The sequence below is a fragment of the Mesorhizobium sp. M7A.F.Ca.CA.001.10.2.1 genome (genome assembly GCF_003998575.1).
GTDB lineage: Bacteria > Pseudomonadota > Alphaproteobacteria > Rhizobiales > Rhizobiaceae > Mesorhizobium.
Genome location: NZ_RZQY01000137.1, coordinates 1 through 11140, shown reverse-complemented (window position 1 = coordinate 11140; position 11140 = coordinate 1). Strand labels below are relative to the sequence as shown.

Annotated in this window: 14 protein-coding genes and 1 pseudogene; 13 read left to right on the top strand and 2 right to left on the bottom strand. The window is 59.2% G+C overall.

Features of this window, described 5'->3' with window-relative positions; all coding sequences use genetic code 11:
• Together EN964_RS11890 and EN964_RS11885 are read right to left on the bottom strand one after the other, a co-directional pair.
• Positions 1 to 771, bottom strand: a 771-nt coding sequence (locus EN964_RS11890) for a sterol desaturase family protein (protein ID WP_164775788.1), incomplete at its 3' end; no start/stop codon positions are given.
• A 181-nt stretch (positions 772 to 952) separates the two neighbouring features.
• Positions 953 to 1846: a LysR family transcriptional regulator gene (locus tag EN964_RS11885; RefSeq protein WP_127268277.1), complete on the bottom strand. Its 894-nt coding sequence runs from the start codon at positions 1844 to 1846 to the stop codon at positions 953 to 955.
• 151 nt (positions 1847 to 1997) lie between these two features.
• Here EN964_RS11885 and EN964_RS11880 point away from each other — a divergent pair, with 151 nt between their 5' ends.
• From EN964_RS11880 to EN964_RS38490, 13 genes and pseudogenes are all read left to right on the top strand, one after another.
• A complete protein-coding gene (locus tag EN964_RS11880; protein WP_127268278.1) occupies positions 1998 to 2651 on the top strand; it encodes a hydrolase in 654 nt (217 codons plus the stop codon).
• Between the two features lie 587 nt (positions 2652 to 3238).
• The gene (locus EN964_RS11875; RefSeq protein WP_127268279.1) at positions 3239 to 4456 is read left to right on the top strand and encodes a site-specific integrase; all 1218 of its coding nucleotides are present in this window, start codon (positions 3239 to 3241) and stop codon (positions 4454 to 4456) included.
• A 418-nt stretch (positions 4457 to 4874) separates the two neighbouring features.
• The gene (locus EN964_RS11870) at positions 4875 to 5078 is read left to right on the top strand and encodes an excisionase family DNA-binding protein (RefSeq protein ID WP_127268280.1); all 204 of its coding nucleotides are present in this window, start codon (positions 4875 to 4877) and stop codon (positions 5076 to 5078) included.
• Positions 5079 to 5166: 88 nt separating this feature from the next.
• Positions 5167 to 5511: a hypothetical protein gene (locus EN964_RS11865; RefSeq protein ID WP_127268281.1), complete on the top strand. Its 345-nt coding sequence runs from the start codon at positions 5167 to 5169 to the stop codon at positions 5509 to 5511.
• Positions 5508 to 5690, top strand: coding sequence for a hypothetical protein (locus EN964_RS11860; protein ID WP_127268282.1), 183 nt, complete (start codon positions 5508 to 5510; stop codon positions 5688 to 5690). The genes EN964_RS11865 and EN964_RS11860 overlap by 4 nt, the downstream gene beginning before the upstream one ends.
• Before the next feature lie 2 nt (positions 5691 to 5692).
• Positions 5693 to 6256, top strand: a complete 564-nt coding sequence (locus EN964_RS11855) for a hypothetical protein (protein ID WP_127276386.1) — start codon at positions 5693 to 5695, stop codon at positions 6254 to 6256.
• A complete protein-coding gene (locus tag EN964_RS11850) occupies positions 6256 to 6507 on the top strand; it encodes a DUF6074 family protein (protein ID WP_128361561.1) in 252 nt (83 codons plus the stop codon). Before EN964_RS11855 ends, EN964_RS11850 begins: the two co-directional genes overlap by 1 nt.
• Positions 6504 to 6977 carry a hypothetical protein gene (locus EN964_RS11845; protein WP_127268285.1) on the top strand — a complete coding sequence of 158 codons (474 nt, stop codon included), beginning with the start codon at positions 6504 to 6506 and terminating at the stop codon, positions 6975 to 6977. Before EN964_RS11850 ends, EN964_RS11845 begins: the two co-directional genes overlap by 4 nt.
• A complete protein-coding gene (locus EN964_RS11840; protein WP_127271057.1) occupies positions 6974 to 8068 on the top strand; it encodes a hypothetical protein in 1095 nt (364 codons plus the stop codon). Before EN964_RS11845 ends, EN964_RS11840 begins: the two co-directional genes overlap by 4 nt.
• 11 nt (positions 8069 to 8079) lie before the next feature.
• Positions 8080 to 8478 carry an HTH domain-containing protein gene (locus tag EN964_RS11835; protein WP_127270804.1) on the top strand — a complete coding sequence of 133 codons (399 nt, stop codon included), beginning with the start codon at positions 8080 to 8082 and terminating at the stop codon, positions 8476 to 8478.
• Positions 8462 to 8938, top strand: a complete 477-nt coding sequence (locus EN964_RS11830) for a hypothetical protein (protein ID WP_027036518.1) — start codon at positions 8462 to 8464, stop codon at positions 8936 to 8938. The genes EN964_RS11835 and EN964_RS11830 overlap by 17 nt, the downstream gene beginning before the upstream one ends.
• Positions 8916 to 10340, top strand: coding sequence for a hypothetical protein (locus EN964_RS11825; protein WP_127270802.1), 1425 nt, complete (start codon positions 8916 to 8918; stop codon positions 10338 to 10340). The genes EN964_RS11830 and EN964_RS11825 overlap by 23 nt, the downstream gene beginning before the upstream one ends.
• A 550-nt stretch (positions 10341 to 10890) precedes the next feature.
• Positions 10891 to 11140, top strand: a pseudogene (locus EN964_RS38490) (hypothetical protein); the annotation flags it as partial.

Below are 11140 nucleotides of genomic sequence, written 5' to 3'. Positions count from 1 at the left end.
GTTCGGCAGCTTCCTGCGGCGCAGGAGCGGATAGCCGATCTGACCGAAATAGGTGGAAGGGATCGGATCGTCGACGCCGTACTTTTCCGGCACCTTGTCGCCGGTGGGATTGTAGGTGCCGAACAGCATGTCGAGGAAAGGCAACTGCCCGGCGAAGTTCTTGTCATAGGCTTCGCGCTGGTTGGCATGGTGCCAGCGATGGAACTGCGGGCTGGCGATCAGCCACTTCAAAGGGCCGAACGGAATCCGCACGTTTGAATGAACAAGCAGCGTGTGTCCAAGGTAGATGGTCGAAAAGACAGCGATCGAGGCTTCCGAGAAGCCGAGGAAAAAGATCGGCGTCAGCGATATTGCCTTTGTGACGATGGCGTCGACGGGGTGATTGTGGAAGGCCCCGAGCCAGTCGAGTTCCTCAATGCCGTGGTGAACGGCATGGAACTTCCAAAGCGCGGGGATTTTGTGGAAGGCCCGATGTGTCCAGTAGACGCCGATATCGGTAATCACGATGATTTCGGCAACCTGCAGCCAGACGGGCTGGCCGCTGACGGCCTGCGTTATCGCCGGCGGGACAAGGAGCGCAGCGGCACCGAGCGCGCCTGCCGCCATCATGACGATGGCCAGCTTTATGATGAAGCCGTTGAACAGCAGATAGATCAGATCGACAGCAAACCCCTTGCGGAAGATCTTCTGCGGCCGCTCGGCAAACAGATGTTCGAACGGAATGAAGATCAGCGCGCAGATCAACAGTGCCTTGATGCCAAAGATATCCATCGATTCGCCTCTGCGCGTCGTCTGCGCCTCCGAGAGGAACCACATCTCCCTTTCCAAAGGCTAAAGGCTCTGTAAGGGCGCTAACGCACGGAACGTGCAAGCAATGTCGCCGAACGCAACGGCTCGGAGCAATGGGACCGTCGAACGCGGTTGTTTGACACGGCTTCGAACCGTTCGTGTCCTAGCCGTCAAGACCCCAAAGATCCGGGTTGCGTTTGAAATACTCAATCAGCATGTCGGTGAGCACGCGCACTTTCCGCGTAGGATGCTGCCCCGGCGGGCGTACGACATACGCAGCTCCCGGAGGTACCGGATAGCGTGTCATGATCGGGACCAGCGCGCCGGAGGCCACATGTTCATGTGTAATGCAATCGGGGAGCCAGGCGATGCCGAGACCCGCCGCCGCCGCCGCGGCAAGCGCCGTGGCGCTGTCGGCCTTGAACCTGCCCTGCGGCTGGACCGTAACAATCTTGTCGCCATCCATGAACTGCCAGGCTTCCGTTCCCTGCATGAGGGCCTGATGGGTGACGAGTTCGTCCGGAGTCTCGGGTGACGCGTGCGCTTTGATGTAATCCGGGCTCGCGACAAGCTTTCCATGGATAGGCCCGACGCGCTTCGCGATCAGGTTGGAATCCTGAAGGTAGGCGCCCCGGATCGCGCAATCGAAACCCTCTGCGATGAGATCGACGAAGCGATCGCTATAAGAAGTATGGATGTGAAGCTTCGGGTGCAGACGCGCCATTTCCGCGAGCACGGGAGCAAAATGGGTCGCGCCGAAAGTAAGCGGCATGGCAACCCTCAGGCGGCCGCGTAGCTCACCGGTGGGGAAGATCGCTTCCCTGGCCGTATCAATCTCGGCGCTGGCTCGGGCCGCATGATCTCTGAAAGTAATTCCCGCCTCCGTGAGCGCGGCGCCGCGGGTCGTTCGTGCAAGAAGCTGGACGCCAAGCTCCGCCTCAACCCGAAAGAGCCGCCGACTGACGATCGACTTGGAGACGCCGAGTCGGCGGGCGGCGGCCGATACGCCCCCGGCATCGGCCACTACGACGAATGTCTGCAGATCTTCGATGTCCAATCGGCGTTCCTCGTTTCGCGACACAGCTTGCCTGAATATGGCACTATCGCATCACCAAAAGGAACAGCAAATTGCGTTTCGGCAACGTCGCCCGCTGGCGCATGTCTCCCGAAAACCCATGCCGTCCAGACGGCAGAGAAAGGAAGTCTTGATGACCCCTCGTAACGGCCTTGCTTCGCTTCTTCGTCCCGCAGATTCGGTCCTCGTCCTGATCGACCACCAGCCCTATCAGCTGGCCAATCTGAACAGCCACGACCCACACATGGTGGTCAACAACACGACCGCGCTGGCGAAGCTAGCAAAAGCCTTCGGTGTTCCGACCATTCTCACCAGCGTGATTGCGGCGCGCGGAGGACTTCTCTTCAAGCAGATCACCGACGTATTTCCGGACCAGGAAGTCATCGATCGCACCTGGGTGAACACCTGGCAGGACGAGAATGTGGTGAACGTCGTCAAGGCGACCGGCCGCAAGCAGCTGATCATCGCCGGCCTGTGGACCGAGGTCTGCGTCGCAATGCCTGTGATCCAGGCCGCCGGCGAAGGCTGGGACGTGACCGTGATCACCGACGCGTCGGGCGGGATTTCGAGGGAGTCTCACGAAGTTGCCATCCAGCGAATGATCGCGGCCGGCGCGAACGTGATGACCGTGATGGCGCTCACTGGCGAATGGCAACGCGATTGGGCGCGCACCGAGCATGTCGAGGAGCTGACCGAGATTCTCATTCAGCACTTCGGCGGCAGCGGCATCGCGTACCTCTGGGAACAGCAGCTGCTCAACACGCCGGTGCCGAGCGCCGCGGGCTGATCTGGGCGGAGGTGACGAAAGCTGGAGCGATCCCGCGCCAACAGGCTGGCTGCTTATCGAGCCGCGTCATCCCGCTCCACAAGACGGCCGCCCATGCCTGAATGCAGGGGCGGCCGGTGTCATCAACGATCACTTCCTCCAGCCATTGACCGCAACTGCAGCCGGCGCAGCCTGACTATCTATCGCCTCATTGAAAGGACCATGGAGATGTTCGGCGGAGCGCTCCCGAGAGGAAATAACAGTCATCCATCCGAACTTCAAAGTGAGCCTGACGCAACCGGGCGCTCTGATCGAGACGATGACTCGCAGTTCGGACATATCGACTGGAACAGAGGACCTTGCAACCAATCGACAACCCGTCAAGCACGCGGTTGTCATCATGTCTTAGGTACAAACTGCTACCCATGTCTCCGGAACGGACCTTCGACGTCTGGCGGAGGAAGTGTCTTCTAAACCTAAGTCCGCCATCGTCCGCTAATATACCAAAAACCCGTTGATTCCCTTGGCCTTTCGGCGTTCTGCGTTTGCAGTAGTCCGGTCAAATCCGCTAACATCGTGCATCGAAGTTAGGAACGGAGTTGCAGGGAATGGTTCGCTCACTCAACTTGCTGGCCGAAACGACCATCCGCGCCAAAGGCCTGAAGGCAGGGCGGCATAGCGACGGCGGCGGGCTCTATTTGTTGGCGAAGAAGGAAGGCACCAAGTCCTGGACCTTCGTCCACTTCAAGGGCTCTGGAAAGGGCCGTCAGTGGAAGGAAGTTGGCCTCGGCTCTTACCCTTCCGTATCTTTGAAGGATGCGCGCATTGCCGCCACCGACTGCCGGGACCGCCTGCGCCGTGGCCTTGACCCGATCGACACGGAAGCCAAGACCGAAAAGCCGACATTCGCGAAATGCGCCGAAGACCTGATCGCTGCTGTCGGCAAGGGCTGGCGCAATGCCAAGCACAAGGCACAGTGGGAAATGACCCTCGGCGATGCCTACTGCAAATCGATCCGCAAGAAGCCTGTGGACGAGGTGGACACGGCCGACATTCTGGAGATCCTGAAGCCGATCTGGTTCGAGAAGCCGGAAACGGCGCAACGGCTGCGCGGTCGGATTGAGCGGGTCTTGGATGCGGCGAAAGCTGCAGGTCATCGATCGGGAGAAAACCCGGCCTTGTGGCGCGGTCACCTGCAACACCTCCTGGCTAAGGGCAAGAAGCTTTCACGCGGCCACCATGCCGCTATGCCATACGCGGACGTGCCGGCGTTTGTGAAGCGCCTGCGGGCGTCTGAGGCTATGTCGGCGAAGGCGATGGACTTTCTCATCCTGACGGCTGCGCGCTCTGGCGAAGTGTTAGGCGCCAAGTGGCCCGAACTCGATCTGGACGAGAAGGTCTGGACTGTGCCGGCTGATCGCATGAAGGCCGGCGTCCTTCATAGGGTGCCGCTGACTGATGCCGCCCTGGCTATCCTGACGCCGCTCTACGATGCGCGCGTGTCGGACTATGTCTTCCCAGGGGAGAGCAAGCGGCCGGTTGATATGCCGCTGTCGGTGATGGCGATGACGATGCAGATGCGGCGCATGGAAGTCGGGCAATACACGCCGCATGGTTTCCGGTCAGCCTTCCGAGATTGGGCCGGGGATGAGACCAGTTTCCCGCGCGAGGTCGCGGAAGCTGCTCTTGCCCACAAGGTCGGCGATGCTGTCGAGAATGCCTATCGTCGGTCGGACGCATTGGAGAAGCGCCGCAAACTGATGTCTGCTTGGGCGAACTATCTGAATGCGCCTGCGGCTCGGGGTAATCTACGTGTCGTAAGATAACGTTGGTATCCGCTCGTGCATGCCATTGACTAAACGCGGCAAATCGCCGAGATTCACATCGTTCTGTTGAACTCGGAAAAAATCAGTTTTGAGGGACCGGCCCGGCTTTCTGCCGTGCCACGCTTGCAGAGCCTCTCCTAGAGAGGCCTGCGCCCTGCTGTTTTTCCTGTCCCTTACCCCCAGAGAAACCAGCGGCTCGTTTTACCGGATGTCGTTCGCTTTACTGTCGAACGGGAACGAACGCTGAACATCTCTGTGGGCAACCTGTGGATAAACACCAGCTAAGTCATTGGAATGAAAGGGGTACAAAATCCCTCGGGATAACACTCTCCAGGGTGTGCAGAGGGACTCGAAATCCGCTAGAATCCGTAACAAATCACCCGCGTCTGTTTGGCGCGAACCAAAGGAAGGAACTGAAATGGAAGTAAGCCCAAACGCATTTACTGTTTCGGGATTTTGCGCTGCTTTCGGCGTCGGTCGCTCGTTGCTCTATGAAGAGCTGAAATCCGGTCGCTTGCCTTACCGCAAGGCAGGACGGAAGACCCTGATCCGCAAAGATGATGCGCAAGCCTGGCTCGATGCTCTTCCGAAAGGAGCGACGGCCAATGAAGCCGGAAAGTAAGCGGTCTCCTCGCCAAAGCAGCCGCCTACTTTCCTACCTCAAAATCACTCCTCCAATCGCGGACCTAAATCGGAAAAGGAAGAATGACATGCCCCTCATAGCAGTCGACGCGAGTCGCGTTAATGCAAACTCTGTTAAGAGCGCGAACAAATTCAGCATCATCGTCAAGGTCGAGCCGGATGGAAATCCGATCCGACTGGACGGGCGCGTAGCTTGGGCAATGCGCGAGTTGGTCAAAGCCGGTCAAAGTGGCTGTACACCAATCACGCATCCCGGGCCTCGATGGTCAGACTACACGCACAAGCTGCGCAAGCTCGGGTTCGCCATTGAAACCGAGTACGAGAGCCACGGCGGCCCGTTCGCCGGTTCGCACGGAATCTACCGCTTAAGCTCGCCGGTCGTGATCCTTGAAGACGTGGCTAACGCCGCATGAGCACCGGCATCGGCAATACTCAAGGCCCGGTCGACCTCGCCGCCACTTGGCTGGCTACCGGCTCGGCGGATCGCACGAAGGCGATAATCCCGCAGATCCAAGAGCGGTTCAAATTGCCACTCAAAGACGCGGTGGAGGCCTGCCGGCAAGCGGCGCTGATCCGGGCGAGGGCCCACTGATTATGATGGACAAACACGCTTGTGGCCGGGCGGTCCGCTATTTCAAAGGTTTCCGGGATTCGCCGGGAGCCGTGCGAGTGGCGGGCGAGTTGCAGGATAAATACAACGAGGCTGTCGGCTGCGCTTGGCCGACGCGCGAAACAATTTCCCAGATGCTCGGCGCCGATGCTCCTGAGCAGATTTCCAAGTGGCTTCGAATTCTACAGAACGCGGGCGCGATTACGCGCGTCCCTGTTCGAAGCCTTCCCCTCGAAAAGCAGCAAATCATCGGTCGATCGGCGAAACGCTCCCAAGTCTACGTCCTGAACTTTGGCTGGGCGATGGACGTTTTGTCCGATCTGGACGAGTATGTCTGCGACCGCCAGAACAAGGTGATTATCCAGTCACCTCTGCCGTCTTTACGTAATCGTCCAAATACCCCATTGGATAATCAGACAGTCACCTGCGCGGGTGACGGTGTGGTTACCCTTATACCTTATGATCAAACCTTAGATCACACCTTAGAAGATAAAAGGGGCTCCGAAGGTTCAAACCTTAGTGCTTACACGCGCGAGAGGGCTGCATGATGGGCCTCGTGATCTGCTTTCCAATGGCTCGTCGTCTCGGAAAAATCAAACGGACGGCTGAACTGCTATCGGCTCGTCGCGGTCGTTCGGCTGACCACTATTGGCGCCAGACTGTCGCGGGCGTCGTCGGGCAACTGACCAGGGCCGGAATGACCGAAGCCGCGATAAGGAAAGAGGTGCAGACATTTTCGGACGCCGTGCAGGAAGAGCTACGGCGCGCCGCGCGTCGCAATGAGGGCGACGCAGCATGACGGTAATCGAGACAGCAGACGGCTTCGTCGTGGTCGACGGCACGGCAACATTGGCCGGACCGTTCCCGACCAATGCGGAAGCGTGGCGCGCGGCCGATCGGCTTGATGGCTCGCCTATATCGCCGGCTGAAAAGCGGGCTGACTGGATATCCACCAAGATCCTTTCTGCGGGACCGGCGCCTAGACGGTCGGCGAAAGCCATCCGGAAATCTGCGGATTCCGGTGGAATTTCAAGGAACCTCAGCCGAAAGGAAAAGCGGGAGGCGAAAAAGCAGCGCAAGGCTGAGAACCGCCTGAAGATCAATGCGGCCAAGGCTCCGGGCTGGTTGCGGAAGGGCGCCTCGGCGAAGTTCGATCCCCAAGCCAAGCGGGCCTTCAGCACCTCTCAACTCGGCACGTTCGGCGCCGCATCCCCAGTGCGGCATGTGAATATTAACGACTATCTCGCCTCGAAAGGTGTGCCTCAATGACGAACGCACTCGTTTCCTTCCCGGTATTCGATGAGAAGCCATCCGACGACTATGTTGACCGGTGGCTAGAGTTTACGAACGCGACTGGGCATCCGGAGCGCTTCGAGAATGTGACGACCACCAAGCCTGAAATCATTGGCACACTTCGCTTCCTATCAGGCGAGATCGAGGTTCCAATCTTTAAGCGCGAAAACCAGGACATGGTGCCATGTCCTATTTGTCATCCTACAGGCCCTTGGTTCAAGATCGGCCGGATGGCCTTCTTCCCCGATGAGCGTGTCGTGAGATTTATCGGCCATGACTGCGCCAAGCGGCACTACAAGGGCGAGTTCGATATCGCCGACGAGCGGTATCGGAAAGAGGCCCGAATTCGTCACCTTCAGCGCCGATGGACGGCTCTTGCTGAAAATGTGGACAGGATCGCGAAGTTTGCCAGATCATTGGCCGAACCGGCAAAGGCGCTCGAGGACTTGCGAGCCGAAATCGACAAGAAGGAGTCGGGGCTCTCCAAGTTGCTCTCGCGCGAACTGTCGCGCAATAGCGGCCGAATTGAAATCCAAGTGGATAGCGGGGTGAAGGATACCAGCGGCAACGCTGTCATCGTCAACGATGTTCTCGGCCTCGCTTCTGGTTCGGAATTCTGGGGCCGGCCTTATGTGCCTTACCAGCAGTTGTTGAGCCTCCAGCGCGATGCGGACGATTTAAAAACACCGCTGCCGGTGTGGCGAAGCGAGGAGTTGGACAGCGCCCACGAAGAGGAGATAGTCCGTCGCGGGACTTCAGCCGACATGCTACCTGAGCGGCTGGATGACCTCGCCTTTCTGCTCATTCGGTCGCAAAACTTCTTCGCCGCCGACAACCTGGCTCTTCTGGAGCGGTGGGGGAAAAATACCGGATCACCCTTCACGTCTCTGATTTGCCGCGTTGAAAATGACCGTCTGGTCATCGCCTCCAACACATTCGCCGGCTACCACCGCGTCAATCCTGTCATCCCCTTTGCCGCGGTTAATCGCTCGCCTTTGACGCCTAGCGAAATCCTGACATTGCGCCGACCGCAGGCGAACAATCGATCCGGGCAGTTGCCGCGATGAATGGAGAACTGATGGAGCATCGAAAGCCTCACCGCGCGCCGCTGCCGTTCCACGCCTACTCGTCCTTCAACAAGAGGGGCGGGAAGGCGGTCGACATCGTGACCAGGCGCCGCAACAAGGCGCTCGACATGTACCAGGAGATGAGCACCTACGAGACCATTGCAGAGTCTCTAGACATTTCGCCTACCACAGTCGTCCAATACGTGAAGCGAGCCCGAGACAAGGGTGATGTCAGGGCAAAGCGGCCCTTCAAACACCGGGGCCGGCTCCTCGCCCTCCAAAGGCGGAAAGCGATCAACGACATGAAGGCGCTAGGCATGTCAGCCCGACAGATTTCGAAGCAGCTCGGCATCAATGTGCGGCTTGTGCAGATCAGGCTGAAGGAGTCGGGCAATGGCACGGCCAAGTGAGTTCACCCAGGAGATAGCCGATACCATTTGCCAGAGCCTGGCAGAGGGGAACAGCCTGCGGTCGATCTGTGAAGCCGACGACATGCCGTCGAAAGCGACTGTGTTCAATTGGCTGCTCAATCCGGCCCGCGCAGCGTTTTTTGACCAGTACGCGCGGGCGCGCGAACTCCAGGCAGACACCCACGTCGACGAAATGCCGGATATCGCCGACGACAGCAGCAACGACTACATGACCAAGGTCAACGGCGACGGAACGACCACCGAACAGCTCAACAGCGAGAACATCCAGCGCTCGCGGCTTCGCATCGACACGCGCAAATGGATTGCTGAGCGCATGCGGCCGAAGAAGTACGGCGCCAAGGTGGCGCTCACTGACGGCGAGGGCGGCCCGCTAGTGGTTCAAGTGCTGAAGCTGGCGGACCAGGAAGCACAGGCGAATGCCGACAATCCAGCTACCTAACGCCGGCTGGCGGCCTCGCTGGTATCAGAAGAAGGCATGGGACACGTGGGAGCAGGGGTGTAAGCGCCAGCTCCTATTCTGGCACCGCCGCGCCGGCAAGGACGAGATAAATCTGAACATGCATGCCGTGTCCGCCCATGAGCGTCCCGGCACGTATTGGCACATGCTCCCCGAGGCCGCCCAGGCGCGCAAGGCGATATGGAACGCGATCAACCCGCATTCGGGCAAGCGCCGGCTGTTCGAGGCCTTCCCAGAGCCTCTAATCGAGAACATGAATGACAATGAAATGTTTGTCCGCTTCAAGGTCGGGTCGACTTTCCAGGTCGTTGGCAGCGACAACTTCAACAGCCTGGTTGGATCGCCACCAGTCGGAATCACCTTTTCGGAATGGGCATTGGCGAAGCCGGCGGCGTGGGCGTACCTGTCGCCCATCCTGGCGGAAAATGGCGGCTGGGCTTCGTTCATCACCACGCCACGTGGCAACAATCACGCCAAGGGCATGCTGGACGCCACAAAGGGCAACGCCTTTGATCCGCTGTCGAACCCGCGCGGCTGGTTCACCGAAGTCCTGGGCGTTGACGCGACACAGGCGATTTCGGAAGAGGACATTGAAGAGCAGCGGGTGATCTATACCGGCCTGTTCGGCAAGGAGATTGCGGATCTCCTGATAGACCAGGAATTCTATTGCTCGTTCGCGGGCGCGCTCGTCGGATCATATTGGGGCGCCGAAGTTGCCAAGGCAGAGCGGGACGGGCGCATTGGTCGTCCGATTGCGGTCAACCCGGCCTATCCGGTTCATACAGTATGGGACCTGGGCAAGGCGGCCAACAATCCGATTTGGTGTTTTCAGGTCATCGACGGTACGCCCATTATCGTCGATTTCTATCTACCCGACAGCGAAGACCTCTCAGACTGGTGCAAATGGCTCGACGACCAGGGCTACAAGGGCAACGACTACGTTCCGCACGATATCCTGCACCCGCAATGGGGAACGGCTCGCACGCGGCTGCAAACGCTGAAGGATCATGGTCGCAAGCCGAAGATGGTCGGCATTGCGAGCTTTGCTGATGGGGTGAATGCCGGCCGGCAGACTATCAAGCTTGCCCGGTTCGCAAACAATGAGCGCGTGGCCGATGGCATCGAGGGCCTGAAGGCTTTCCGCCGCGAGTGGGACGATGACAAGAAATGCTTCCGGGACGTGCCGGTGAAGAACTGGGCCGAACACTACGCGTCCGCCTTCCGGTATCTGGGCCTCGCATGGCGTGAGGCAATAGTTGCGGTGGTGAAGTCTGAAGGTGACAAGGGCGCCTACCAGGCTATGCCGGACGGCTCAATCCGCAGCAACCAGTCGGTGAAGGAAGCCGTTGACGCCATGGTCAGGCGTCGTCGAGGCAATCGCTAAGACTGCCCGCCGCCGGCGGCGGGCAGCACCTATCGAGGACTCCCGATACAGAATCCGCTAAAGTTGCGGCGCTGGGGGTTGCCGTCTAAGGTTGGAAACACCAACTTCGGATTACCCGAAGAAGGCGAGGACGAAGTAGATCACGCCGTTTGCGACATGCAGCAAACTCAGCGTGAGATAGGCCCAGACAGCCATTTAAGATTTCACCTCCTTTCTCGGTTGTCGGGAGAGCAGCGGTCCAGGCTGCTCTCCCGAACCACCTCATAAAGGTGTAGATAGGCGCATCGTCAATGTTTCCCAAATTATTGGGCGGCAATCCGACAGAATAACCGAACGAATACAAGGGGATAAACTTTTTCTAATGGTGGCGTCGTTCTTTGGCGAATGACGCAATCCAAGTAGCTTATCTTTTCGTAGAGGCACCAGCACCCTAGCGCCGACCAATAGAATTGGAGCGGCCATGCCTCGCGCTGGTGGAGTATATTCGGCCCCTCCGGGGACCGCTGGAACACCGAACACAACGATCGAAAGCGCGAAATACAACGCGCTTGTGGCCGATCTTGTCGCCGATGCCAACGCGGCAAGGCCACTGACGGCTGGCGGCTCGGGCGCCGCGACGGCCGTAGGCGGCAGCGACAATTTCAACGCCGCCGGCACCAACATGGCATCGGCGGCAACCGTCAATCTTGCCAATGCGACGGGTGTCGCGGTTACGGTCACCGGAACCGTCGCGATTACCGCCTTCGGCACTGTGGCCGCTGGCGCCGAGCGCGTCCTGACGTTCGCGGGCATTCTCACGC

What these genes read in the sequence shown, in the direction of transcription:
- EN964_RS11880 (WP_127268278.1), top strand. Translation starts at nt 1,998, where the DNA reads ATGACCCCTCGTAACGGCCTTGCTTCGCTTCTTCGTCCCGCAGATTCG.
- EN964_RS11875 (WP_127268279.1), top strand. Translation starts at nt 3,239, where the DNA reads ATGGTTCGCTCACTCAACTTGCTGGCCGAAACGACCATCCGCGCCAAA.
- EN964_RS11870 (WP_127268280.1), top strand. Translation starts at nt 4,875, where the DNA reads ATGGAAGTAAGCCCAAACGCATTTACTGTTTCGGGATTTTGCGCTGCT.
- EN964_RS11865 (WP_127268281.1), top strand. Translation starts at nt 5,167, where the DNA reads ATGCCCCTCATAGCAGTCGACGCGAGTCGCGTTAATGCAAACTCTGTT.
- EN964_RS11860 (WP_127268282.1), top strand. Translation starts at nt 5,508, where the DNA reads ATGAGCACCGGCATCGGCAATACTCAAGGCCCGGTCGACCTCGCCGCC.
- EN964_RS11855 (WP_127276386.1), top strand. Translation starts at nt 5,693, where the DNA reads ATGATGGACAAACACGCTTGTGGCCGGGCGGTCCGCTATTTCAAAGGT.
- EN964_RS11850 (WP_128361561.1), top strand. Translation starts at nt 6,256, where the DNA reads ATGGGCCTCGTGATCTGCTTTCCAATGGCTCGTCGTCTCGGAAAAATC.
- EN964_RS11845 (WP_127268285.1), top strand. Translation starts at nt 6,504, where the DNA reads ATGACGGTAATCGAGACAGCAGACGGCTTCGTCGTGGTCGACGGCACG.
- EN964_RS11840 (WP_127271057.1), top strand. Translation starts at nt 6,974, where the DNA reads ATGACGAACGCACTCGTTTCCTTCCCGGTATTCGATGAGAAGCCATCC.
- EN964_RS11835 (WP_127270804.1), top strand. Translation starts at nt 8,080, where the DNA reads ATGGAGCATCGAAAGCCTCACCGCGCGCCGCTGCCGTTCCACGCCTAC.
- EN964_RS11830 (WP_027036518.1), top strand. Translation starts at nt 8,462, where the DNA reads ATGGCACGGCCAAGTGAGTTCACCCAGGAGATAGCCGATACCATTTGC.
- EN964_RS11825 (WP_127270802.1), top strand. Translation starts at nt 8,916, where the DNA reads ATGCCGACAATCCAGCTACCTAACGCCGGCTGGCGGCCTCGCTGGTAT.